This window comes from Streptomyces sp. NPDC001020 (assembly GCF_053599115.1).
This window is the reverse complement of the sequence record NZ_JBSFLQ010000057.1, coordinates 1-24,776: the sequence shown is the minus strand read 5'-3', so window position 1 is coordinate 24,776 and position 24,776 is coordinate 1. Positions and strand designations below refer to the sequence as shown.

General features: G+C 71.5%; 20 protein-coding genes and 1 pseudogene. 11 read left to right on the top strand and 10 right to left on the bottom strand.

Features of this window, described 5'->3' with window-relative positions:
* Positions 1-291 precede the first annotated feature (291 nt).
* Positions 292-2,673, top strand: coding sequence for a phosphoketolase family protein (locus ACWDEX_RS33995; protein WP_450468325.1), 2,382 nt, complete (start codon positions 292-294; stop codon positions 2,671-2,673).
* Positions 2,674-2,727: 54 nt separating this feature from the next.
* Here the strand turns inward: ACWDEX_RS33995 and ACWDEX_RS33990 are convergent, their stop codons facing one another.
* From ACWDEX_RS33990 to ACWDEX_RS33980, 3 genes and pseudogenes are all read right to left on the bottom strand, one after another.
* Entirely contained in the window at positions 2,728-4,677 is a 1,950-nt protein-coding gene (locus ACWDEX_RS33990) for a PAS domain S-box protein (protein ID WP_450468324.1), read from the bottom strand.
* Between the two features lie 235 nt (positions 4,678-4,912).
* Positions 4,913-6,055, bottom strand: coding sequence for a site-2 protease family protein (locus ACWDEX_RS33985; protein ID WP_450468323.1), 1,143 nt, complete (start codon positions 6,053-6,055; stop codon positions 4,913-4,915).
* Positions 6,056-6,201: 146 nt separating this feature from the next.
* Positions 6,202-6,849, bottom strand: a pseudogene (locus tag ACWDEX_RS33980) (dienelactone hydrolase family protein); the annotation flags it as partial.
* Between the two features lie 340 nt (positions 6,850-7,189).
* Between ACWDEX_RS33980 and ACWDEX_RS33975 the strand changes: the two are divergent.
* Both ACWDEX_RS33975 and ACWDEX_RS33970 read left to right on the top strand, forming a co-directional pair.
* Positions 7,190-8,260 carry a zinc-dependent alcohol dehydrogenase family protein gene (locus ACWDEX_RS33975; RefSeq protein ID WP_450468322.1) on the top strand — a complete coding sequence of 357 codons (1,071 nt, stop codon included), beginning with the start codon at positions 7,190-7,192 and terminating at the stop codon, positions 8,258-8,260.
* A gap of 109 nt (positions 8,261-8,369) precedes the next feature.
* Positions 8,370-8,810 (top strand): pyridoxamine 5'-phosphate oxidase family protein, encoded by a 441-nt coding sequence (locus ACWDEX_RS33970; RefSeq protein ID WP_450468321.1) that lies wholly within the window; start codon positions 8,370-8,372, stop codon positions 8,808-8,810.
* A 98-nt stretch (positions 8,811-8,908) separates the two neighbouring features.
* Here the strand turns inward: ACWDEX_RS33970 and ACWDEX_RS33965 are convergent, their stop codons facing one another.
* A complete protein-coding gene (locus tag ACWDEX_RS33965) occupies positions 8,909-9,328 on the bottom strand; it encodes a DUF7144 family membrane protein (RefSeq protein WP_450468320.1) in 420 nt (139 codons plus the stop codon).
* A gap of 186 nt (positions 9,329-9,514) precedes the next feature.
* Positions 9,515-10,141, bottom strand: coding sequence for a hypothetical protein (locus tag ACWDEX_RS33960; protein ID WP_450468319.1), 627 nt, complete (start codon positions 10,139-10,141; stop codon positions 9,515-9,517).
* A gap of 247 nt (positions 10,142-10,388) precedes the next feature.
* On the opposite strand from ACWDEX_RS33960, the gene ACWDEX_RS33955 reads away from it, so the two are divergent.
* The 3 genes from ACWDEX_RS33955 to ACWDEX_RS33945 all read left to right on the top strand — a co-directional run bounded on the left by ACWDEX_RS33955 (position 10,389) and on the right by ACWDEX_RS33945 (position 12,931).
* Positions 10,389-11,210: a universal stress protein gene (locus tag ACWDEX_RS33955; protein ID WP_450468318.1), complete on the top strand. Its 822-nt coding sequence runs from the start codon at positions 10,389-10,391 to the stop codon at positions 11,208-11,210.
* A gap of 256 nt (positions 11,211-11,466) precedes the next feature.
* Positions 11,467-12,219 (top strand): CBS domain-containing protein, encoded by a 753-nt coding sequence (locus ACWDEX_RS33950; RefSeq protein WP_450468317.1) that lies wholly within the window; start codon positions 11,467-11,469, stop codon positions 12,217-12,219.
* 124 nt (positions 12,220-12,343) lie between these two features.
* On the top strand, positions 12,344-12,931 hold the full coding sequence (locus ACWDEX_RS33945) for an Rv1733c family protein (RefSeq protein WP_450468316.1): 588 nt from the start codon (positions 12,344-12,346) through the stop codon (positions 12,929-12,931).
* Between the two features lie 60 nt (positions 12,932-12,991).
* On the opposite strand, the gene ACWDEX_RS33940 is transcribed toward ACWDEX_RS33945, so the two are convergent.
* A complete protein-coding gene (locus tag ACWDEX_RS33940) occupies positions 12,992-13,612 on the bottom strand; it encodes a CBS domain-containing protein (protein ID WP_450468337.1) in 621 nt (206 codons plus the stop codon).
* A 629-nt stretch (positions 13,613-14,241) separates the two neighbouring features.
* Between ACWDEX_RS33940 and ACWDEX_RS33935 the strand changes: the two genes are divergently transcribed.
* The 4 genes from ACWDEX_RS33935 to ACWDEX_RS33920 all read left to right on the top strand — a co-directional run bounded on the left by ACWDEX_RS33935 (position 14,242) and on the right by ACWDEX_RS33920 (position 19,633).
* Entirely contained in the window at positions 14,242-15,117 is an 876-nt protein-coding gene (locus ACWDEX_RS33935; RefSeq protein WP_450468315.1) for a universal stress protein, read from the top strand.
* Positions 15,118-15,285: 168 nt separating this feature from the next.
* A complete protein-coding gene (locus tag ACWDEX_RS33930) occupies positions 15,286-17,655 on the top strand; it encodes a glycoside hydrolase family 65 protein (RefSeq protein WP_450468314.1) in 2,370 nt (789 codons plus the stop codon).
* Between the two features lie 118 nt (positions 17,656-17,773).
* Positions 17,774-18,676 (top strand): universal stress protein, encoded by a 903-nt coding sequence (locus ACWDEX_RS33925; protein ID WP_450468313.1) that lies wholly within the window; start codon positions 17,774-17,776, stop codon positions 18,674-18,676.
* A gap of 60 nt (positions 18,677-18,736) precedes the next feature.
* Positions 18,737-19,633 (top strand): universal stress protein, encoded by an 897-nt coding sequence (locus ACWDEX_RS33920; RefSeq protein ID WP_450468312.1) that lies wholly within the window; start codon positions 18,737-18,739, stop codon positions 19,631-19,633.
* A 66-nt stretch (positions 19,634-19,699) separates the two neighbouring features.
* On the opposite strand, the gene ACWDEX_RS33915 is transcribed toward ACWDEX_RS33920, so the two are convergent.
* The 4 genes from ACWDEX_RS33915 to ACWDEX_RS33900 all read right to left on the bottom strand — a co-directional run bounded on the left by ACWDEX_RS33915 (position 19,700) and on the right by ACWDEX_RS33900 (position 23,894).
* Positions 19,700-19,957: a DUF1876 domain-containing protein gene (locus ACWDEX_RS33915; RefSeq protein WP_450468311.1), complete on the bottom strand. Its 258-nt coding sequence runs from the start codon at positions 19,955-19,957 to the stop codon at positions 19,700-19,702.
* Between the two features lie 96 nt (positions 19,958-20,053).
* Positions 20,054-22,390 carry a heavy metal translocating P-type ATPase gene (locus ACWDEX_RS33910; RefSeq protein WP_450468310.1) on the bottom strand — a complete coding sequence of 779 codons (2,337 nt, stop codon included), beginning with the start codon at positions 22,388-22,390 and terminating at the stop codon, positions 20,054-20,056.
* Positions 22,391-22,660: 270 nt separating this feature from the next.
* Positions 22,661-23,281, bottom strand: coding sequence for an L-threonylcarbamoyladenylate synthase (locus ACWDEX_RS33905; RefSeq protein ID WP_450468309.1), 621 nt, complete (start codon positions 23,279-23,281; stop codon positions 22,661-22,663).
* A gap of 82 nt (positions 23,282-23,363) precedes the next feature.
* Positions 23,364-23,894 carry a pep a2 gene (locus ACWDEX_RS33900; protein WP_450468308.1) on the bottom strand — a complete coding sequence of 177 codons (531 nt, stop codon included), beginning with the start codon at positions 23,892-23,894 and terminating at the stop codon, positions 23,364-23,366.
* 327 nt (positions 23,895-24,221) lie between these two features.
* Between ACWDEX_RS33900 and ACWDEX_RS33895 the strand changes: the two genes are divergently transcribed.
* Positions 24,222-24,776, top strand: a 555-nt coding sequence (locus ACWDEX_RS33895) for a maltotransferase domain-containing protein (RefSeq protein ID WP_450468336.1), incomplete at its 3' end; no start/stop codon positions are given.

Genomic DNA, 24,776 nt, shown 5'->3' with positions numbered 1-24,776 from the left:
GGCCAGGCGGCCTCGTACGCCGCATTGCGGTCCTCGCCGGGATCGCGATGATGGCCTTCATGGGGATCGCCGCTGGACGCCTCCCACGACGCCGGCCCGCTGGTCGTGGGCGTCCGCCGCTGCCCGGGGCACTTCGGCCCGCGACTCCGGTCGCACCTCCGGCATCGTGCCGCACCAACGCACCCGCCCCGTCGCCGTCGTACCCCAGCAGGCATGACCGGCGGCCTCCGTACCGGCAGGCTGGTGCCTGCCGAGCCCGACGAGCACCGTAGACGACCCGTGGAGTCACCCATGTCCAAGGCCGAACACCAGAGCGACACCACACTGACCGACGAGGAACTGCGTACCCTGGACGCCCACTGGCGGGCCGCCAACTACCTGGCCGCGGGCCAGATCTACCTGATGTCCAACCCGCTGCTGACCGAGCCGCTGAAGCCCGAGCACATCAAGCCGCGACTGCTGGGCCACTGGGGCACCTCGCCCGGACTCAACCTGGTGTACACCCACCTCAACCGCGTCATCAAGGCACGCGGCCTCGATGCGCTGTGCGTCTGGGGACCCGGGCACGGTGGGCCGTCCGTGCTCGCCAACTCCTGGCTGGAGGGCAGCTACACGCAGACCTACCCGGACGTCACACGGGACGCCGCGGGGATGGCGGAGCTGTTTCGGCAGTTCTCGTTCCCCGGCGGTGTCCCGAGCCATGTGGCGCCGGAGGTACCGGGCTCCATCCACGAGGGTGGCGAGCTGGGCTACTCGCTCGCCCACGCGTACGGGGCCGCCCTCGACAACCCGGATCTGCTGGTCGCCTGCGTGATCGGCGACGGCGAGGCGGAGACCGGGCCGCTGGCCGCCTCCTGGCACTCCAACAAGTTCCTCGACCCCGTCAACGACGGTGCGGTGCTGCCGATCCTCCACCTCAACGGCTACAAGATCGCCAACCCGACCGTGCTGTCCCGCCTCCCGGAGCCCGAACTCGACGCGCTGCTACGGGGATACGGTCATGAGCCGATCCACGTCAGCGGCGACGACCCCGTCCACGTCCACCGGGCCATGGCGGAAGCCCTCGATACGGCGCTGGACCGCATCGCCCTGCTGCAACAGACGGCACGCCAGGCGGGCAACACGGACCGCGCACACTGGCCGATGATCGTGCTGCGCACCCCGAAGGGCTGGACCGGGCCGGCGGAGGTGGACGGTGAACCCGTCGAGGGCACGTGGCGCGCGCACCAGGTCCCGTTGCCGGGGGTCCGCGAAAACCCCGAACATCTCAGGCAGTTGGAGGCGTGGCTGCGCTCGTACCGGCCCGAGGAACTTTTCGACGCCGACGGCCGCCCGCGCGCCGACGTGCTGGCCTGCGTCCCCGCGGGCACCCGGCGGCTGGGCGCGACCCCGCACGCCAACGGCGGTCTGCTCGTCCGTGACCTGCCCATCCCGCCCCTGGACGAGTTCGCGGTGCCCGTCGACAAGCCCGGCGTCACCCTGCACGAGCCCACCCGCGTCCTCGGTGACCTCCTCGAACGGATCATGAAGGACACCACCGCCCGGCGGGACTTCCGCCTGGTCGGGCCGGACGAGACCGCCTCCAACCGGCTCCAGGCCGTCTTCGACGCCAGCGGCAAGGCCTGGCAGGCCGAAGTGCTTCAGGTGGACGAACACCTCGACCGGCACGGACGGGTGATGGAGATCCTGTCCGAACACCTCTGCCAGGGCTGGCTGGAGGGCTACCTGCTCACCGGACGGCACGGACTGTTCTCCTGCTACGAGGCGTTCGTGCACATCGTCGACTCGATGGTGAACCAGCACATCAAGTGGCTGAAGACGTCGAGGAGCCTGACCTGGCGCGCCCCGGTCGCCTCACTCAACTACCTGCTGACCTCGCACGTGTGGCGCCAGGACCACAACGGCTTCTCCCACCAGGACCCCGGTTTCGTCGACCACGTCCTGAACAAGAGTCCCGAGGTCGTGCGTGTCTACCTGCCCCCGGACGCCAACACGCTGCTGTCCGTTGCCGACCACGCGCTGCGTAGCCGGGACTACGTCAATGTGATCGTGGCGGGGAAGCAGCCGTGCTTCGACTGGCTCTCCATGGACCAGGCCCGTGTCCACTGCGCGCGCGGCGCCGGGATCTGGGAGTGGGCGGGCACCGAGAACGGCGCCGAGCCGGACGTGGTGCTGGCCTGCGCGGGCGACGTGCCGACCCAGGAGGTGCTGGCGGCCGCGCAGTTGCTCCGCCGCCATCTGCCCCGGCTCGCGGTCCGTGTGGTCAACGTGGTCGACATGACCCGGCTGCTGCCGCGAGAGGAACATCCGCACGGCATGACCGACTTCGAGTACGACGGTCTCTTCACCACGGACAAGCCCGTCATCTTCGCGTATCACGGTTACCCGTGGCTGATCCACCGCCTCGCCTACCGTCGCACCGGCCATCCGAACCTGCACGTGCGCGGCTACAAGGAGTCCGGCACGACGACCACGCCGTTCGACATGGTGGTCCGCAACGACCTCGACCGCTACCGGCTGGTGATGGACGTCATCGACCGCGTACCCGGACTCGCCGTTCGAGCCGCCGACGTGCGCCAGCAGATGGTCGATGCCCGCACCCGTCACCATGCCTGGATCCGCGAGCACGGTCTGGACATGCCCGAGGTCGCCGACTGGGCCTGGGGCGCCTGAGGTCCATCGACTCCGGGACGGGCGGAGAGCTCCGCCCGTCCCTGGGGCGCATCCTCACAACTTGAGGCTGAACCACGTCGTCTTCCCCTCGTCCGTGGGGCGTACGCCCCAGTCGTCGGCCAGGGCGCGGACGAGGACCAGGCCGCGCCCGGACTCCTCGTCCTCGGCCGCGAGGCGAGGCTGGGGCAGGTGGGGGCTGTTGTCGCTGATCTCGACAGTGAGGTCGGTGTCCGTGCGGCACATGTGCATTCCGATCGGCCCCTGAGCGTGTCGCACCGCGTTGGTGAGGACTTCGGAGAGCAGGAGACGTGCGTCGTCCCTCCTGGCCGGGCAGTCCCATCTGGCGAGCATCCTGTCGAGGAAGTCACGGCCCGTCGGTACGGACTCCGGCACGGCGGGCAGGTCCGTCGCGGCCGTGGCCAGCGGCGCGGCGGGCAACTGCGTCAGCAGGAGCGTGACGTCGTCGTGGCCGTCGGCGTCGGGCAGCAGGGTCGTCAGGACGTGGTCGGCGACCGCTTCCAGGTCGGGGGCCGCGGTCGCGAGCTTGTCGAGGGTGGCGACGAGCTGGGTGAGCTGGTCCTCGATGTCGCTGCCCGGAGTCTCGACCAGACCGTCCGTGTAGAGCACGAGGGTGGCGCCCCGCTCGATCGTGGTGGAGCACTGCTCGTAGATCACGCCGCCGACGCCGAGGGGCGCGTTCACGGGAGCGGTGAGGGTCCGCGCACCCTCACCGGGGACGGCGACGAGAACGGGCAGGTGCCCGGCGGAGCAAATGGTCACCTCACCCACATCGGCGGCGATGACCAGATAGCAGCAGGTGACCAACTGGTCCGGGACGTCGAGATCGGCGACGACGGTGTCCAGCGCCTGCATGAGCTGACGAGGCTGCAGCCCCGTCTTGGCCAGGGCGTGAGAGGCGGAACGGAGCTGGCCCATGACGGCGGCGGCCTCCAGCCCGCGGCCCATCACATCGCCGATCAGTACGCCGACCCGGCCGGCACCCAGCGGAATCAGGTCGAACCAGTCCCCGCCGACGCCGGCGCCCTGGGTCGCGGGCCGGTAGCGGCTGGCGGTGGCGAGGCCCGGGACGGCGGGCGGTGTGCCCATGAGACTGCGCTGCAGCGTGAGGGCGATGTGCCGCTGCTGCTCGTACAACTCCGTCAGCTCCGCCTCGGCGCGCTTGCGGTCGCTGATGTCCCGGACGATCGCGCACATCCCGACGACCGTTCCGTCCGGAGCGCGGGTCGGCCACAGGGTGACGTCGACGTCCAGCAAGTCACCGGAGCGGGTGACGCGCAGCGTCTCGAAGTGCTCGACCTTCTCACCCTGGCGCAGCCGCTCGAGCAGCGCGGTGATCTCGTCGTGCCGGTCGGGCGGCGCCAGCATGGACACGTGGCGTCCTATGGCCTCGGCCGCCGTGAACCCGTACAACCGCTGGGCCGCCGCGTTCCAGTAGGTGATGTGGCCGTCGAGGGTCTTGGCGAGGATCGCGTCCTGTGAGGACTCGACCAGCGCGGCCAGCTCGTTGATCCTCTCCTCGGCGGCCTTGCGTTCGCTGACGTCGCGTACGGCGGCGGAGACGAGGAGGCCGTCGGCGGTTTCCAGGGGGCTGAGGCTGATTTCGACGGGGAACTCGGTGCCGTCCTTGCGTAGTCCGTAGAGGTCGAGCCCGGCGCCCATGGGGCGTACTTGCTGGTTGTGGGCGTAGGCGTTGCGGTGTGTGGTGTGGTGGGTGCGGAAGCGGTCGGGGACGAGGAGTTCGACGGGGTGGCCGAGGAGTTCTTCGCGGCGGTAGCCGAAGAGTGCTTCGGTCTGGGCGTTGACGAGTTTGATGGTGCCGGTGTCGTCGACGATGACCATGGCGTCCGGCGCCGCCTCCAGCAGCCCGCGGAACCTCTCCTCGGCGGCTCCCGGGCCACCCGCGCCGACCGGGGCACCACACCGGCACGCCTGCTGCCCCACCACGTGGGTGGGACGGGGCACTGTTTCGGCCACGTCGCTCATTTCCCTCCCCGCCCCGGGCTCACCATGAGACGGGCCATCTCAGCGCAACCGGGGTACCGCCGCAAGGGGAATGTCGCTTTGTGGCCCGACAACACTCGAACCTGTTCGTCGGCAGTGACCAGGCTGACCATTCCGGGTCCGCCTTCGTCCGTTCGGCGAACGAGCGGCGGCGCACGGCACGCGTCAGCCGACCGGCCGTGGCCGCGTTCCGCGGCCGGCGCGCTCGGGCACCGTCTCAGCCCCGCCTGCGGTCGGCGGTGGTCAGCCACGCCACAGTACGGCTGATGTCCGCGCGGGTGACGATGCCGACCAGATGTCCTTCGTCGTCGAGGACGAGTGCCCTGTGATCCGTGCTCGCGTCGAGGCGCGGGAGCAGGTCCATGACCATGCCGTCAGGGGCGGCCGTCTCGACCTCGGACAGCGGGCGCATCACATCACCGATCGTCATGGTCGAGCGCTCGCCCACGGGCACACGGGTGATGAGATCGACCGTGACCAGTCCCGCCACGCTGCCGTCGGCTGTCAGCACCGGGAAGGCGGGGTGGCGGTACCGGTAGAGCGGCCCCTCGGCCAGGAACTGCGCGATGCTCACCGCGGCGGGGACACAGACCGGGGTGGGGGTCATGATCCGGCTGACGGGGATACCCTGCAGCATGCCCCGCAGTTCCGCCTGGCGGGCTTCGGCCGTCGCGGTGGCGATGAGGAACCAGCCCACCAGGGCGGCCCACATCCCCGAGAGATTGCCGGCGAAGAGCACGGCCGCGAATCCGGCGGCCACCATGAGCCAGCCCAGGGCCCGTCCCGCGGCCGTGGCACCGCGGGTCGCCCGCAACGGGTCGCCGGTGCGGTGCCACAGGAACGAGCGCAGCAGCCGTCCGCCGTCCAGGGGGGCGGCGGGCAGGGCATTGAAGAGGGCCAGCACGATGTTGATGCCGGCGAGCCAGGCGATGGCCTCGACCACCAGCCCCGAGACACGCAGGGCGCCCAGCCAGACGGCGAGGCCGGTGAACACTCCACCCAGCAGTGCGCTGGTGAGCGGCCCCACCACGGCGATACGCAGCTCCGCACCGGGCGTGGGAGCCTCGCTGCGCAGGCGGGCTGCTCCGCCGAGCACCCACAGTGTGATGCCGTCGACCTGCACGTTGTTGCGGCGTGCGACGATCGCGTGCGCGAGCTCGTGGGCGAGCAGGGAGGCGAGGAACACCACCGCGGTCAGCACGGCCAGCGCCCAGTAGGCCAGGGCCGAATGGCCGGGGTGGGCTGCCGGGAGGCGCCCACGGGCCAGGGCGAGGGCGATGAACACGACGATGACCAGCACGCTCCAGTGCAGACCGACGCGTACGCCGGCGATACGCCCCAGGGACAACGTGTCGTTCACTGAACGCCCGCCTTCCGCCTTCCGGCGCCGGGCCGGCAGAGCCGTATTCCTCCGTGCCCTTTCATGGTCCGGCGGCGGCCATCGGATGTGAGTGGGCCGGTCGGCTCTCCCCGGGGACCAAGGGCCCTTGCGGTGGGACACGGTCCTCAGACCGGCCGCCGCGGTGTCCCTGCGCCCGTGGGGGCGAGGTGGGCGGTGAACCAGTGCCGGGCCAGTTCGGCGACCGTGGCCAGGGCTCCCGGCTCGGTGAAGAGGTGGGTGGCGCCGGGTACGACGGCCAGCCGGTGTTCGCAGCGCAGCCGGTCGGCGGCGAGCCGGTTGAGACTGAGCACCCGGGTGTCCTGGCTGCCGACGATGAGCAGGGTCGGGGCCCGTACCCGGGCCAGGGCCGTGTGCGTCGCCAGATCAGGCCGGCCGCCGCGGGAGACGACCGCCCGGATGTCGGCGCCGGGGTGGGCGGCGGCCTCCAGGGCGGCGGCGGTTCCGGCGCTGGCGCCGAAGTAGGCCACCGGCAGGGCGGTTTCACGGCGAAGCCAGCACTCGGCGGTATGCAGGCGCCTCGCCAGCAGAGAAGCGTCGAAGAAGATGCTCCGTTCGCGTGCCTCGCCCTCGGTGAGCAGGTCGAGCAGGAGCGTGCCCAACCCGGCCCGGTTGAGGGCGGCGGCGACGTAGCGGTTGCGTGGGCTGTGCCGGCTGCTGCCGCAGCCGTGGGCGAAGGCCACCACCGCCCGGGCCGGAAGGGGCAGGACGAGCCGGGCGGCCAGCCGTACCCGTCCGGCGGGTACCTCGACCTCCCGGTACGGGGTCGGCGGGTCGGGGTCGGCCAGGACCTCGTCGAAGCGCATGGGGCCACCTCCTCGCGCGTGCGGCGCGCCGGTAAGGCGACATGTGGCCCGCTCTCCCATTGCACCGCGCACCCGTGCGGCCCGCCAAGACGCCCGATGCGATCGGCCCTGTCCGGCCGTGCGAAGGGGCCGACCGGCCCAAGCGAAGCACCAGGGGGTCGGACAAGCTGGACGTGCAGGGCAATCCCGGCGTGACGCGGGACGCCCGGCCGTACCGGATTCCGGCGGCGCTCCGTAGCGGAGCCCGGGGGACGACTGGGGACCCGGGGGAGAGGAAGGGAGGATCGTCATGAAGGGCTATGTCTTCCACGGCCCCGGACAGTCCGCCTGGCAGGACGTCCCGGACCCCGGTCTCAAGGAGTCCACCGACGCGATCGTGCGCGTCGACGTCGCCACCATCTGCGGGACGGACCTGAACATCCTCAGGGGCGACCTGCCCGCGGTGCGTCCTGGCACCGTCCTCGGACACGAGGCGGTCGGTGAGATCGTCGAGATCGGCCGGGACGTGCACACCGTCCAGCCGGGGGACCGCGTGCTGGTGTCCTGCATCACTGCCTGCGGCCGGTGCGGCTACTGCTGGGAGAGGTCCTACGGCCAGTGCCGCGGCGGCGGGGGCTGGATCCTCGGCCATCTGATCGACGGCACACAGGCCGAATACGTCCGCGCTCCCTACGCCGACCTGTCCGTCCACGCGCTGCCCGGTGCGGTGGACAGCAAGGATGCCGTGCTGCTCGCCGACATCTTCCCCACCGCCTACGAGGTCGGCGTGCTCAACGGACACGTCCGGCCGGGGGCGTCCGTCGCCGTGGTCGGCGCCGGCCCCGTCGGCCTCGCGGCGATCGCCACAGCCCGGCTGCTGGCCCCGGAGCGCATCGTCGTCGTAGACCTGGTCGCGGCCCGGCTGGACGCCGCCAAACGGCTTGGCGCCGACGCCCTGGCCGACGCCCGTGAAGCCCCCGAACAGCTGATCTCCGACCTCACCGATGGGCTGGGAGCGGACGTGGCCATCGAGGCGGTCGGTGAGCCGCAGAGCTTCGAGCTGTGCACCCGGATGGTGCGGCCCGGCGGGCACGTGGCCAACGTCGGTGTGCACGGCAAACCCGTCACGCTCCATCTCGAAGACCTGTGGAGCAGGAACCTGACCATCACCACCGGGCTGGTCGACACCTATTCCATTCCCACGCTGCTGCGGATGGCGGCCGCCGGTCGGCTGCCCACCGCCTCGCTGGTCACGCACACCTTCCCGCTGGACCGCATGGCGGAGGCCTACGACGTCTTCGCCCGGGCCGCCGACACCGGCGCGCTCAAGGTGGTGGTCGGCGGCGAACAGCACGAAGTCGTCGCGGTCCACGCCGTGTGACAAGAAGAAGAGACCGGTCATGGCCGCAAAGGCATGACCAGGCCCCGCACGCCACCAGTTGCGCCGCCCGACCCGGCGCACGACGAACTGACGGAAGACGGACTGGCACATGTACCCGAACGACGGTTTCCGTGAACTAGAACGCCAGGAGTGCCTGCGCCTGTTGGCGCAGGTCCCCGTCGGCCGTATCGTCCACACGCGTCAGGCGCTGCCCGCGGTGGTGCCGCTGAACTTCCGTCTGGACGACGACGGTGCGGTGGTGGTGCGCATCTCGGCGTTCTCCGAGCTGATGCGCGCGATCGACGGCTCGGTGGTCGCCTTCGAGGCGGACGAGATCGACACGAGCGCGCAGTCCGGCTGGAGCGTGGTCGTCACCGGTTCGGCCGCGGTGGTGACCGACCGCGGCGAATGCGAGCGGCTGGCCCGGACGGGTCCGCGACCCTGGGCACCATCACCGAAGGAGGTGTTCGTGCGCATCCAGCCCGAGTTGGTGACGGGACGTGAACTCGTGGGCGGGCGCACCCTGTACGGGGTGGACCTGTCGTCCTGAGCGGGCGCCGGAGGCGGCCACCCGCATCACCGGGCCGATGCCTGCGCCGGTGCGGGGCTTTTTGGTCTGTTCGGCCGGTCGCCGGCGGTTGGTTCCGCCTACTCGAACGCGAACCTGGTCAATGTCCAGATGGCGACGAGGTCGAGAACCATCACGCTGATCGACCACAAGGGATAGTGCGGAATGAACATGAACTGGGTGATCAGGCTCACCGCGCCCACTGCCAAACCGGCCCTCCGGCCCCAACCCTTGTGGGCCAGCACTCCCAGACCCGCAATCATCAGCGCGACGCCGAGCACGAGATGGATCCAGCCCCAGGTGGTCAGGTCGAAGCGATACTCATATTGAGGCGTCGCGCCGAACATACCGTCGTGTGCGACAGCGGTGATGCCCTGGAGGAAGCTCAGCGTTCCGCTCAACTCCAGTGCCAGGCCGGCGAACATGGACACGCCGTTCACCCGCCCGCTGCTGCCGGGTTTCGCCGGGCCCTGTCGCGCCCCGCCGAGCGTCTCTGCCATGCCGTCACCTTTCTGGACCGCGCGGCCTTGGTCGCACACCACCGTGCCGGGTCGACCGCACTCTCCTGACCGGCACAGCCACAGCCTCGCGCCGCTCCTTTCGCGCCGCGACCTCGAGGAGCCGTCCGGGTGACCCGGGACGGCCGTCAGTGGGCTTCCAGGGCGGAACCCGAGCCGCCTCCTTGCTCAGTAGCGCTGGGCCTTGGTGAGCCGGGGCTTCAGCCCCGGCTCGGCGGGCCGGCGGCTGAACGCGATGGGCTGCTCGCTCTTGCCGGGGGCGAGATTCTCCGCACCCGCGAACCGAGTCTCGACCGCATGGCCCTCCGCGTTCACGAAGTCGACCTGGACGGCGTAGGAGGCCTTCCGGTCGGTCTTGTTGGTGATGGTGAGCAGGACGGCCAGTACGCCTCCGGTCTGGGACTTGGGCAGCCCCTTCATGTTGACTTCGGAGCGCGCGTTTCCCCCTCCGTGCACGTGCTTCAGCTCCTTCTCGGCGGCAGCGGCGGCGCGGACGGCGTTGGCGTTCACCGATGCCTCGAACTCCGAGGCGCGGGCCGAGGCGGAGGCCGCCGCCGCCGAGGCCGATGCACGGGCGGAGGCGATCGCGGCGGATGCGGAAGACGCCAGCACGGAAGGCGGCGTCCCGGAGAACGCCGCCGTATTCGGGGCGGTGGGAGTCTTGGTGGCAGAGGGGCTTTTACCGCCGTGGGCGCACCCGGTCAGCACAACGGCCGTGAGAGTGCAGGCCAGTGCGGCCAACGGCAGAGCGAGTGGGCGCAGCGTGTGAGTGCGGGCCGAGGAACGGCAAGGCATGGGCTCTTCCTTCGCGGAGGGGCACGTTCGAGTTCAATCGTCGGTGCTGCATCGCCGCCCCGCGACTCGGCTGCCGTTCGGACCTGACTGCACGTCGGCGGCAATCGTGCGAGGTCGTCAACGAGAGGGCGTCCAGCCGTCTTCGACCGGGACCAGGGCCGGTCGGCGGCAGATCGGGACCTGCGGGCCCTGCTCCCGCGGCCTTCGGGACACCACAGTGGGGTGGGACACCGAAGGAGGCCCGCCCATGTTCCCTGCCGTCGCCGTCGGTCTGGACGGCTCGCCCGAGAGCCTCGCTGCAGCCGACTGGGCCGCTCGTGAGGCGCTGCTCCGCGGAGCGGAACTGAGGATCGTGCACGCCGGCGACCAACCCCCACATGATCAGGTGTCGTTCACGGGCCCGTCCGCGCACATGCTGCTCGAGGTACGTACCGCCCTGATGGACCGTCACCCCGGCTTGTGGGTCGCCGCCCACCAGGTTCCCGGCCCGTCCGTGGCGGCCCTGTCGGCCGCCGCGGACGATGCCGGGCTGCTGGTGCTCGGCACGCGGGGGCCGGGCCGGGCGGCCGGACTCCTGCTCGGATCCGTGGCCCGGGCCGTGGTGGCCCGGGCCGAGCGCCCCGTCGTCCTGGTACGCGCCGGTGACGGTGCAACCGACACGCACATGGCCAGTCCTCTCGGTACCGCGTCCGGGGGTAGCCCGTACCACGACGTCGTCGTCGGGCTCGGCCTCCGCGACTTCCATGACGCCGTCCTCGCGGTCGCGTTCGAGGCGGCCTCCCGTCGTGCCGCAGCCCTGCGTGTCGTCCAGGGCCGGAACACCCCGGCGGATTCGGCCGCGGTCACCGCCCTGCGTTCGTGGCGGGAGAGGTTTCCCGCCGTAGAGGTGATCGAGCAGTCCGTGATCGGTACGGCGGGCTCGCACCTGGCGGACGCCTCCCGTGACGCCTCACTGGTCGTCGTGGGGCACAGGAGCCGCCCCGCTACGGTCGGCCCGCACATCGGCCCGGTGACGCATGCGGTACTCCGCCACGCCGTGGCACCTGTCGTGGTGGTTCCGCACGACTGACCAGCCATCGCGTGCCGACGAGGGCGAGCCGTGCAACGAGAGCCGGTCGGAGCGCGGGGCAGGGCCACTCGGCCCATGCTCCCGCCCGGTCCATGCCGCACGCTGAGAGAGTCGTACGGACGGTACGGAGGAGCGTGCGCACGGCGACGACAGCCGTCTCGGGCGCCCCTCGGCCGTGCGGGAGGAGGCACAGTCGTGATCACGACGACCACGCCACGAGCCCTGTCCCCGCCTCAGCACCACCGGAGGACACACCATGCAGCGCACCCCCCGCCTTGTGAGTGATGTCATGACCCGCGAGGTCGTCGCCCTCGTCCGCACCGCGACGTTCAAGGACATCGTCAGGGCCATGCGGCAGTGCAAGGTCAGTGCCATGCCCGTACTCGAGGAGGACAACAGGGTCGTCGGCGTCGTCTCCGAGGCGGACCTGCTGCGCAAGGAGGAGTTCCACGACGCGGAGACCGACCTCCTGCGTTCCGGCGTCCGCTCGACCAACCGCATCTCCGCCGAGAGGCTGGAATGGCTGGGCAACCTCGCCAAGGCCGGTGCCGTGACCGCCGAGGAGCTGATGACCGCGCCGGCCGTCACCGTCCATGCCGACGTGACCCTGGCCCACGCCGCCAGGACCATGGCCCGTGCCAGGGTCAAACGGCTGCCCGTCGTCGGTGACGACGGCGCGCTGCTGGGCATCGTCAGCCGCTCCGACCTGCTCAAGGTGTTCATGCGGGAGGACGAGGACATCGCCGAGGAGATCCGTCACGAGATCGTCGCCCATGTGATCCCTGCCCCGCTGGAGCCGATCCGGGTGGAGGTGCGCGACGGGGTCGTGAAGCTCACCGGCCGTATCCGCGACACCTCGCTCGTCCCCGTCGTCGCAGGCCTGGTGCGGAGTGTCGAGGGCGTGGTGGACGTGGACTGCGCGCTCATGGGTCCTCGCCGCCGCCCGGACCTCGACCCCGACCTTCCTCCGGAGTCCGCGGACCCTCCCGAGTCCGCAGGACGGCCCTGAGAAGCCGGAAGCATCACGTGACACACCCGCGGCGGGACACTCCTCCCCGCCCCTCTTGGCCGCGTATGCCACGCCCCAGCCCGAGCAAGCACGCCCCCCAGTCCGCGCAGGAAGGTGACGACCGATGAGGACGATACGTCGTAGGACGGGGGCGAGGGTGTGGCTGTGGCGGTGGCGGCGCAATCCGCTCCGGCGCCGAAGCGACCGCGTGGAGGCGTGGATCCTCCTTGGTAGCTGGCTCTTGGCCCTCCTGGCCGGTGTGCTCGCGGGCCGTATGACGGCGGCATCGGTGGACCACGCACTCGCCGCGCGCCGCGCCGAGACGCACACGGTGTCGGCCGTGCTGACCAAGGACGCGGACCGACAGGTGGAATCCGACTACAGCGACGGCGGCGTGTGGGCGAAGGTGCGCTGGAGCAACCCCGACGGTACGACGCGCACGGCTCTGACCAGGGTCGAACCCGGCCTGAAGGCGGGCGCACCGGTCACCGTGTGGACGGACCGCGCGGGCGCGCTGGTCCCCAGACCGGCCACCGAGGGGCAGACGCGAGTGGAGGCGTCGCTCGTCGGCGGGCTGGGTGGGCTCAGCGCCGCGGGCGGGGTGCTCTTCTGCGGGCGGCTGGTCCGCGCACGCCTGGACCGGCAGCGCATGCAGGCATGGGACCAGGAGTGGGAGCAGGTCGGGCCGAGGTGGCGGAGGACGACCGGTTGACCGGCGGCCGGCGGGTGCACGGCGTCGGACTCGGACCGTGCCGCGAACCTTCGCCGGCGGTCACTCCTCGCCGGTTCCGGAGATATGGCAGTCCACGTCCACCACGCCCTCGACGGCACGCACCAGGCGGACGGTCACGGGGATCAGGGTGGGCTCCCGGATCTTCCCGGTGAGAGTGACGACACCCTCGGTGACGATGATGTGGATGGGCTCCACCGGGGCCGGGAGGAGGACGTCGACGATGTCGCGTCTGATCTCGTCGGCGATCTCGTTGTCCGGCCGCAGGAACACCTTGAGCAGGTCCGCACGGCTGACGACGCCTTCGAGCAGACTCTCGTCGTTGACCACCGGGAGCCGTTTGACCTTGCGCTGGGCCATGATGCGCGCGGCCTGGGCCAGCGTGCTGTCGGCGTGCACGGTGATCGCCGGGGAGGACATCAGGTCCCCCGCGGTCAGCGCGCCGGCCTTCGCCAGGTCGGGCATGCGCTGAAGCTGTGTGCACCGGTCCGGATCGCTGTCGCGGAACTCCTCCTTGGGCAGCAGGTCGGCCTCGGAGACGACGCCGACCACACGGCCCTCACCCTCCAGTACCGGAAGGGCGCTGACCTGCCATTGCTCCATCAGCTTGACGATGTCCTTGAACAGCGCGTCGCGGCCGACGGCGACGACGGCACGCGTCATCACGTCGCTCACGAGGTGCGGTGTGCCGGGCACGGTCTCCTCCTCGGGGTGTCGAAGCGTACGGCATGGCGACCGGTAGGGGGACCCGGTACAGCGGGCTTCGGGCCATGGTGTGTCGCCGCTGCCGTAGGGGGGCGTACAGATCGAGCAGCCGGGTGCGGTCCGCATGCAGCCGCTGCGCGAGCAGGCAGCCCACCCAGAGGGCGATCGCTCGACCGAACTCCGGGTCCTCCTCACACATCGACCGTACGGTCACCGCGTCGAACTCGTAAGCCCGCACCGGGCTTTGGGCCTCGGCTCCCGACTGCCAAACCGAGGGCGCGAAGTGCCATGACCAAAAATCGTCATCGCACCACTCCGGGATGCCATGGGGCTACTGCTATCAGCGTGGGCGCGCGACCGTGCGCGGCACCACGGGCCGCCCGGTCCCGGCAGGGGGTCGTTCGGCCCAAACCGGGGGGCCGCCCCTGGCCGCTGTCACTGGGCCACCGCCGGTTGGGGCGACATGGGCCGAACGTCCCCGCCGAGGGCCGAACCGCCCCTGCTTCACCCGGTCGCGTGATGCGAAAGTGAGGGGGACCTGGATGATTCCGCATGATTCCGCAGCCCTGCGAAAGGCGGTGTAAGGCATGGATCTGCCCCTGGTCGTGGGCATCGACGGGTCGGACTCCAGCCTCACGGCGGTCGACTGGGCGGTGGACGAAGCCGCCCGGCACGGTCTGCCGCTCCGGCTGGTGCACGCCTCCCTCTGGGAACGCTACGAAGGCGCCACACCGTCGAGCGGCTCGGAACGCCCCGCCGAGAAAGTCATGGCGGAGAACATCGTCGGCTCCGCGACGGAGCGCGCCTGCCGCCGTGACCCCACTGTGCAGGTCTCAGCGGAGGTACTGCCCGAGGACGCGGTCTCCGCCCTCCTGCGCGAAGGCAACAACGCCTTTGCCCTGGTGACCGGCTCCCGTGGCCGGGGCGAGCTGACGGGACTGCTTCTCGGCTCGGTGAGCCTGGCCGTGTCGGCGCGCGCCCACTGCCCGGTGATCGTCGTCCGCGGCGACAAGGCGGGCCTGGCCGGTGCCCACGACCGGATCCTGCTGGGCGCCGGGGAGCCCGGCATGAGTGACGAGGCGGTGCGGTTCGCCTTCCGCGAGGCCGAGGCACGCAAGTGCATCCTCGACGTCGTACGCGCCTGGCGTAGCCCCGCGTACGAGACCACCGACCTCGCGGTGTCGGTCGGGGAAGCCACGAGTCGGCACGAGCAGGAGGCGTCCGCCCACCTCGACGCCCTGCTCCACGACGCGAGGGCGGCTCACCCGGGCATCCGGGTGCGCCCCGCCACGGCCGAAGGGCCTGCCCGCACCGTGCTGCTGAAGCGCTCGGCCGCCGCCGACCTCGTCGTCGTCGGAACACGGCGCAGGCACGGCCACATCGGCCTCCAGTTCGGCCGGGTGGGCCATGCGCTGCTGCACCACGCGGACTGCCCGGTCGCGGTCGTGCCGCAACGAGTGTGACCGCCCGCTGCGGACCGAAGGGGTCGCACCGCGCTGCCACGGTGGATTCGCCCCTCGGTATCGGCGTGGACCCCAGCGCCCGTCCGTCACCGGCGCGAGACTGATGCGGCACGGTGCCGGCGTCGTCGCGGGCGGCTCCGGAGAACTGCTCGTGGGAGGAACGCCGCAGTGACGGTCTGGACCTGGCAGTACGAGGGCTACAACCCCCTGGACGAACGCCTGCGGGAGTCCCTGTGCGCGCTGGGCAACGGCTATTTCGCCACCCGGGGGGCGCTGCCCGAATGCACCGCCGACGACGTGCACTACCCGGGCACCTATGTGGCCGGCTGCTACAACCGGCTCACCTCGCGGGTGGCGGGACGCCAGGTGGAGAACGAGGACATGGTCAACCTTCCGAACTGGCTGCCGCTGCGCTTCCGCATCACCGGGCATGAGTGGCTCACGCCGGACACCGGGAGCGTGCTCGACCACCGGCAGGTCCTGCATCTGTCCTCGGGCCTGCTGGAGCGCCGGACGCGCTACGGGCTCGGCGGGGGACGGGCGCTGTCCGTGCGCCAACAGCGCATCGTGCACATGGCCGACCCACACCTCGCCGCCCTGCGCACCGAGTTCACCACCGAGGGCTTCGACGGCGGGGTGGAGGTCGAGGCCGCCCTCGACGGGGGAGTCACCAATACCGGCGTGGCCCGCTATCGCGACCTGGAGGGCACTCATCTGGTCCACGTGCACAGTGGCACCGCGACCCCGGACACGGTGTGGCTGCGCTGCCGCACCCGCACCTCGGACGTCCGGATCGGCCTGGCGTCCCGGCTGACCGCCGACGTGCCCGTCACCACCGAGCACACCCACCCGCGCGCCGTCCAGCGGGTGAGCCTGCGCCTGACCTCCGGCCGGACGGCCACCGTCGACAAGACCATCGCCCTGCACACCTCCCGTGACCCCGCGATCAGCGACCCGCTGTGTGCCGCGGTCGCCCGGGTGGGCGAGGCCCCCGGATTCGACGCGCTGCTGGTGCCCCACCGCACCGCCTGGCACCAGCTCTGGCGCCGAACCGGCCTGGACGTCTCCGGGGAGGCGGGCCGCATCCTGCGACTGCACCTCTTCCACGTGCTGCAGACCCTCTCGCCGCACACCGCCGACCTCGACGTGGGCGTGCCCGCCCGAGGACTGCACGGGGAGGCCTACCGAGGACACATCTTCTGGGACGAACTGTTCGTGCTGCCGTACCTCAACCTGCACTTCCCCGAGGTCTCCCGCGCCCTGCTGCACTACCGTCACCGGCGCCTGCGCCGTGCCAGTTCCGCGGCGCGCGCGATCGGCCGGCGTGGGGCGCTCTACCCCTGGCAGAGCGGCAGCGACGGCCGCGAGGAGACCCAGGAACTGCACCTCAACCCGCGCTCCGGACGCTGGTTGCCCGACCACACCCGCCTCCAGCGGCACGTCGGCTCGGCCGTGGCGTACAACGTGTGGCAGTACTGCGAGGCGAGCGGGGACGCCGAGTTCCTGCACACCAAGGGAGCCGAGATGCTGCTGCAGATCGCCCGCTTCTGGGCGGACTCGGCCACCTACGACGAGGGCCTCGCCCGGCACCGTATCCGGGGCGTGGTCGGCCCCGACGAGTACCACGACGGCTATCCGGGCGCGCTCGAGCCCGGACTCGACGACAACACGTACACCAACGTGACCGCCGCCTGGGTGCTCAGCCGCACCCTGGAGGTGCTGCACACCCTCCCCGAACCCCGGCGGCGTGAACTCGTCGAGCGCACCGGACTCGACGACGGCGAACTCGAACAGTGGGAGGAGGTGTCCCGCACGATCCACGTGCCCTTCCACGACGGGGTCATCAGCCAGTTCGAAGGCTACGGCGACCTCGCCGAGCTGGACTGGGACGGTTACCGCGAGCGCTACGGCAACATCAAGCGCCTCGACCGGATCCTGGAGGCGGAGGGCGACACCGTCAACCGCTACCAGGCGTCCAAGCAGGCCGACGTGCTCATGCTGGGCTACCTCTTCCCACCGGCCGAACTCCGGGGCCTCTTCGAGCGCCTGGGCCACCGGCTGGACGAGGACACCTGGCGGCGCACCGTCGACTACTATCTGGCCCGCACCAGCCACGGATCCACCCTCAGCGGCCTCGTCCACAGCTGGGTCCTGGCCCGCGCCCGGCGTTCGGAGGCATGGACGTACTTCCAGGAGGCGCTGCGGAGCGACATCGCCGACCTCCAGGGCGGCACCACCGGAGAGGGCATCCACCTGGGCGCCATGGCCGGCACCCTCGACCTCGTCCAGCGGGGGCTGACCGGACTGGAGACCCGCGCCGGGGCGCTCTGGCTCGACCCGGCGCCGCTACCGGAGCTGTCGTCGTACGGATTCGCCATCCAGTACCAGGGGCACTGGGGCGTGCGGCTGCGGCTGGAGCACGGGTCGCTGCAGATCGCGGTGCCTTCGTCCGACCGTTCCCCCATCGACATTCGGCTGGGGGACCGCGCGGTGCCCTTGGAACCGGGGGAGACCTGCCTCCTGCTGCTCCCGGACTGAGACGTCGCGGCGATGGGCCGGACGGTCCCCGGTGAGGACCTGACAGCCCATGTGCCCTCCGGGCGCCGCGGAGCGACGCTGGTAGGGGGAAGGAGAGCCAGCGCTGGAGGTGGGCGCCATGCTTCCGCCCGTCGTTGCCGGAGTCGACGGAACCGCCGCGAGCCTGTCCGCCGCCGCGTGGGCGGCGCGCGAGGCCATGCGCCGTAACTGCCCGCTGCTCCTGGTCCACGCCTTCTGTCGGCACCCCCGGCAGAAGGAGGTTCCGCCGACGAAGGCCACCCTGCCGCATCCGACGCGCCGCGTTCTGCAGTCGGCGGCGGAACATCTGCGCCGTACGTGCCCCGGCATACACCTGTCCGACGAGCAGGTCGAGGGCCCGGCCCCCGCGGCCCTGCTACAGGCTGCCGAACAGGCCGACCTGCTGGTGTTGGGCTCACACGGACCGAGCGGCGTCACCGGGGTACTGCTGGGCTCGGTCGCCCTGGCCGTGGTGGCCGACGCCGAAGGGCCCGTCATCCTGGTACGTGCGGGTGAGAAGGCCGAGGACGAACACCTCCCGGCGGACGACGGAAGCGCGTCCACGCGCACCGGATACCGGGACGTGGTGCTCGGCGTCGACGTCGCGGACCCGAGCGACAAGGCCATCGAGTTCGCCTTCGACGCCGCCCGGCTCCGGCAGGCACGGCTGAGGGCCATGTACGCCTGGCACGCGCCCTCCCCGTTCGGCCTCGGCAACGGCGACATCGGCCTTGTGAGCGCTTCCGAGCGGGCGGACGAGTGGCTGGGTTTCCTGTCCGCCGTGCTCCAGCCGTGGTGCGACAAGTACCCCGACGTGGGGGTCGCGGAGTCGGTGGTTGCGGACAAGGCCACGGCGGCGCTCGTACGGGCCGCGCCGTCGGCGAGTCTGCTGGTCGTCGGCCGTCGTCTGACCGAGCGGGCCATCGGCCCCCCTACCGGCCCCGTGACCCACGCCGTGATCCGGCACGCAGGCTGCCCCCTGGCCGTCGTGCCCCACGAGTGACAGTCCGGCCGTGCTGACCGCGCCGCACGCGCACACCGGGTGACCCGGGAGGTGACCCTCATGTCGAGGCCAGTCGTCGCCGGTCTGGACGGTTCGCGCGCGAGCCTCGCCGCGGCCGACTGGGCGGCGAGGGAAGCCCTGCGCCGGGGCCGGCAACTACGTCTGGTGCACGCCTGGGAGGGTCTGCCCGAGGAACCCACGCGGACGTCCCTGACCGAGCCACGGGGCCCGTGGGTCGGGGCACGTCATGTGCTGCGGGACACCGCCGTCTCGCTGGGCGAGCGGTACCCGCAACTGTCCATCGCCCCCGTGCAGGTGCGGATGCGGCCCGGGCCCGCACTGCTCGCCGAGGCGGAGAACGCCGAGTTCCTGGTCATCGGGAGCCAGGGCCTCGGCGGGGTCGGCGGGTTTCTCTCCGGGTCCGTCGCCCTGGCCGCGGTGGCCCGTGTCGAGCGGCCGGTCGTCCTCGTGCGTGCCGGTGACAGCGCCCCGAACGAGCACCTGCCGGACAGTCGGGGGAAGCAGTCGGACCGGACGCCCTACCGCGACGTCGCGGTAGGCGTCGACGTCGACGCGCCCTGTGACGCCGTGCTGGAGTTCGCGTTCCATGCCGCCGAACTGCGCGGGGCGCCGCTGCGGGTGGTGCAGGCCTGGCACGTCCCCTACATCCGGGGCCTGCCGGACGCCCAGGAGCGGGCACAGGTCAAGGCGGAAGCGGAGCGCAGGCTCGAGGTGCTGCTCGCGCCGTGGCGCGAGAAGTTCCCGACCGTGTTCGTGCGGGAGAGTCCGTACGAGGGGCGCCCGGCGCACGTCCTGGTCAAGGCGGCAGCGGGGGCTGGCCTCCTGGTGGTCGGCCGCCGCAGGCGCCGTCCCGCGGCCCTGCCGCACACCGGTCCGGTCGCACACGCGCTGATTCACCACGTGATGTGCCCGGTCGCACTGGTGCCGCACGACTGAGGGCGGGCCGCGACCGCGTACCGGCGGCTCGCGGTCATGGACCCCGGGAAACCCGGGAAGGGGCCCTCATGGTGCGGCGGGGCCCGCCAACTGCACGATGTCGTCCGAGGCGACGTCGTGCAGCCGGATGGCGAGGTCCTCCAGCGCACGGCTTACGGCGAGTTCGTCGCCGATCTCCGGAATGGGCCGGTCGATCGGATTGCGCCGGGCCTCACCCCTGCCGGTGACGGTCGACGTGTCGCGGGTGGTCAGCACGGCACGCGCATGGGTGTCGTCGCCGTCCTCCGTGATGTAGATCTGCACGGTCCAGTGCTTGGCTTCCATCGTGATCACTTCCGTGCGCCGCAGGAGCCGTTTCCTGTCTCTCAGCCTGCACCTCTCCTCGGGACCGGACCAGCCGAGCCGGGGCACGAGCACGGTTCACGGCGCGAGGGAGAAGTAGCTCTCCTCCTCCTGCGCGAAGTGCAGGCGCAGCACGGTGTGCAGCCCGTAGAGACTGGCGCGCAGGTCGTCGAGCTGTTCCGGTGCCAGGCCTCCGTCGGCCTCGGCGAGTGTGAGATGAGTGGCGATGCGCCTGGACAGGCGTTCGATCTCCGTGTGGGCGCGGCTCATCGTGGCGGTCGCCTCGGGACCGCCGAGGGTGGGCGCGAGCGCCGGGTAGAGCTCGTGCTCCTCCGCGTACTCGTGGGGCAACAGCCGTTCGGTGAGCAGCCGGTGCGCCTCGCCGACCGTCTCGAGCGCCTCCGGGCCGATCCCCTCCGACAGCCGGTCGGCGGCATCGCGTACGGCTTCGAGGGCATCCCGCAGGTCGTCGTGTTCGGCGGCGAAGCGGCGGATGAGGGCTTCCGCGGCGGGCTCCAGCGAGGGCCGCGCCGTCCGGTCCACCCGCAGGGCGCGCAGCGCGTTGAGGATGACGACGATGTCGATGCCCTCCTGGAGCAGGGCACCCACGGCGGGAGGAAGCAGGCCGAAGGCGGCCGCGACCATGGCGGCCAGCGACATCAGCATGCCGCCGAGCGCGCTCTGGACGGCGATGCGCCGAGCGCGTACGGCGACGGCGACGGCGTCGGCCAATCGGTCCACGCGATCGGTGGTCAGGACGATGTCGGCGGCTTCGGAGGAGGCCGTGGAGCCGTGGGCGCCCATGGCCACGCCGATGTCCGCGGCGGCCAGGGCCGGGGCGTCGTTCACGCCGTCGCCCACCATCACGGTGACGGCGCGCTCGCGCTCGACACGTACGGCGGCGACCTTGCCCGCCGGGGTGAGTTCGGCGCGTACGTCGTCGAGCCCGAGGACGGCCGCGACCTCGCGGGCCGGCTCGGGCCGGTCGCCGGTGAGCATCAGGATCCGGTCGATGCCGGCGGAGCGCAGACGGCGCAGCGTCCGGGGCGCGTCGTGACGGATCGGGTCGCGCAGGAGGACCGCGCCGACGAGGGCGCCGTCGACGGTGAGCCAGGCGGCGGCGGCTCCGTCCAGGACCGCGCGGTTGTCGGCGGCTCGGGCCCAGGCGGGCTGTTCGCAGCCTGCGGCCGGGCGGCCGATGCTGACACGGTGGCCGTCGACGGTGCCGGTGGCGCCCCGCCCGGGCTCCTCCGAGACCCCTGTCGGCACCGACAGGCCGAGGCCGCGCTCGTGCGCCGCGTCGACGATGGCCCGCGCCAGGATGTGCGGGGAGTACTGGTCGACCGAGGCGGCCAGCCGCAGCACCTCGGCCGGCTTCCAGCCGGGCGCGGCGGACACGTCGAGGACCCGGGGACGCCCTCCGGTGAGGGTTCCGGTCTTGTCGAGCAGAAGGGTCCGGGCCCGTCCCAGGTTCTCCAGGGACCCGCCGTCGCGGATCACCACGCCCAGCCTGGAGGCCCGCGACAGACCGGAGACGATCGCCACCGGCGCCGCGAGCAGCAACGGGCAGGGCGTGGCGACGACCAGGACCGCCACCGCCCGGACCGCGGAGCCGCTGACCAGCCAGGCCAGACCGGCCGCGCCGACGGCCAGCGGAAGGAACCAGGCGGCGTAGCGGTCGGCGAGGCGGACGACGGGCGCGGACTCCGCTCCGGCCTGCTGGGCCAGCCGTACGATCTCGGCGTATGTGCTGTCGCGTTCGATCGCCGAGGCCCGCATGTCGAAGGCGCTGCCCGCGTTGACCGTACCGCTGCGCACGCTCTGACCCGCGGTGCGAGTGACGGCCACGGGCTCTCCGGTGAGCACCGATTCGTCGAGCACGGCCGTGGTGCCCGCCACCTGGCCGTCGACCGGAACGACCTCACCGGGTCCGACGACTAGCAGGTCGCCGACGGCCACCTCGGCCAGCGGCACCTTGCGCACCTCGGAGCCGATGCGGCGGCGGGCGGAGCGCGGCGCGTGTTCCAGCAGCGCGCGCAGGTCGTGGGAGGCCCGCCGTTGAGCGGCGGCCTCAAGGGTGCGTCCGGTGGCGAGCATCAGCGCGATGAGGGCACCGGCCAGAAACTCACCCACCGCCAGGGTGCCGCCGAGCGCCAGAACCGCGATCAGGTCCACGCCCGCGTGTCCCTTGCGCAGTTCGGCCAGTACCCAGCCCACCGCGGGGGCCACGGCCGCTATGGTGCCCAGTCCCCAGCACAGGTCGGCCAGGCCCGGGGAGCCGGAGAGCCAGAAGCCGCCTCCGGCCACCAGGGCGGCGGCCGTCACGGCGAGCAGCGCCGTTTCGAGCTTCCGCGGCACGGGCAGCGCCGCGAGCAGGCGGTGCGGCTTGTCCCCTGGGCTCGGGAAGCGGTCCATGGCGGTCCTCGGCGGTCCTCGGTGACGCTGTCACCTTCAGGGTCGTGCAGGCCGGTCACAGGGGCGAGGGCCGACCGGTCGCTCCTCGGGTCCGACCGGCCCGCGCAGGAGCACCGGTTGCGGACGGGCGGTGCGGTGACTCGCCAGCGTCGACCCGGCGGATCCTGTGCACCAGTACGTCCGCGGACCGCGGTGACCGGTGCGAGACCGTTTGCTCGGCCGGACAGTGGGGGCGAGCGCCTCGGGGTCGGCTCGCACCCCGAAGGGCCGTCACTCGAACCGTGACGTGTCCCCCGCTCCCGCGCGCACGATCTCGGGCTCGCCGCCGGAGAAGTCGATGACCGTCGTCGGCTCGGTGCCGCAGTCCCCCGAGTCGATCACGGCGTCCACGACGTGGTCGAGCCGCTCCTTGATCTCCCACCCCTGCGTCATCGGCTCCTCGTCGCCCGGCAGGAGCAGAGTGCTGGACAGCAGAGGCTCGCCGAGCTCCGCCAGCAGCGCCTGTGCCACGACGTGGTCGGGAATGCGGACGCCGACCGTCTTCTTCTTCGGGTGGAGCAGCTTGCGCGGCACCTCGCGGGTCGCGGGGAGGATGAACGTGTAGCTGCCGGGGGTCGACGCTTTGATCGCGCGGAACACGTCGTTGTCGAAGTACACGAACTGGCCCAGTTGGGCGAAGTCCCGGCACACCAGCGTGAAGTGATGGCGGTCGTCGAGATCGCGGATCGTGCGGATGCGTTCCATGCCGTCACGGCTGCCCAGGCGGCATCCCAGTGCGAAGCAGGAGTCCGTCGGGTAGACCACGAGCGCGCCGTCGCGAATGTTGTGAGCGACCTGGCCGATCGTGCGCGGCTGGGGGTTGTCGGGGTGAACGTCGAAGTACTTCGCCATCCGCCGAGTGTCGATCACACGGGACCGGGCTGTCCACGCGACGGGGCCAGGGCCACGCGGACGGGGCAGTCGGTCGCGGTGGTCACGCGTCCGCCGTGGTCGGCTCCGGCTGCTCGGCCGATGCTTCCTGCCGCTCCCGTGCGGCAGCGACCGCCGCCGGCGGTAGACCGCGGGGAACGGCGCGCGCATCGTGCAGGCTGGGCACGGGCGCCACCGGGACGAGCGGGGCGTGATCAGTGGCACGGGCCCGTTGCGAGAACCAGATGATCTTTCCGCCGGTAGCGGTGGCGCAGCAGCCCCAACCGTTGCTGAGTGCCGCGATCTGTACCAGGCAGCCTCTCGGCGCGGAGTGCGGCCGGATGTCCGGCTCACTGTCCTGGATCGCGGTGATGAGGTGCTGACCGTTCCACCACATCTCAAGCGTGGTGTTCTTGTCCGTCGCGTGTTCGTCGATCGTGCGCAGCAACGCTTCGGCGCACTGGCAGACGGGCTCGACGAGCGTCTCGATGTTCCAGTAGCGGAGGTGGGCGGCGAGGATCCGCCTGACCTGCCCGATCCGCGCCGGACTGACCTCCACGTCGAGGTGGTAGTAGCAGGGTGCTGCGTTCTCCATCGTTGTCGGCTCCTCACCGGCGAAGCTCTCGCTTCTCGTCGCCCTTCTGGGTCGAGCCCCATATACGAAGCGTGATCGGTCAGCGCTTCTGAGTCAGTACCAGAGTGCGAGGGCTACTCCATTCGTGCAACACGAGCCACATGCGCCTCTGTGGTTTAAAACCGAACAGGACGCTGGGTGTCACGCCGTGCACCATGAGTGGGGGTTCGCATGTCGTGACGGATCAATCCCGCTCCGTGCACGACTGTCGCATGCCTTCGAACGTGACCTCGCGAACCGGCCGGGACGGTGACTCAGCCAAGAGAGTGGGAGGTGACCGGTGTGACCCTGATCGGACGCATCCCGATCGTGGACGTCCGTCCGGCAGTCGACGGCGGCAGGCGCCCGGCGAAGGCGGTGGTGGGGGAGACGTTCGAGGTCTCCGCGACGGTCTTCGGCGAAGGGCATGACGCGATCGGCGCCAATGTCGTTCTGCTGGACCCGCAGGGGCGTCCCGGTCCCTGGACGCCGATGCGTGAACTGGAGCCTGGCACGGACCGCTGGGTCGCCGAGGTGACGCCGCGGTCGGTCGGCAAGTGGGCGTACCTGGTGGAGGCGTGGAGCGATCCGGTCACCACCTGGCGGCACAGTGCGCGGATCAAGGTCCCGTCGCGCATCGATGTCGCGCTCGTCCTGGAGGAGGGGGCCGACCTGTACGAGCGGGCCGCGGAGGGAGTACCGGAGGGACCGCAGCGGAACGTGATACGGGCGGCCGTCCGCGCCCTGCGTGATGAGTCGCGGTCTGCGGTGGCGCGTCTTGCTGTGGCTGTGGCTCCTGAGGTGGTGGGGGTGTTGGAGTGTTGGCCGTTGCGGGAGTTGGTGTCGTCGTCGGGTGTGTTGCCG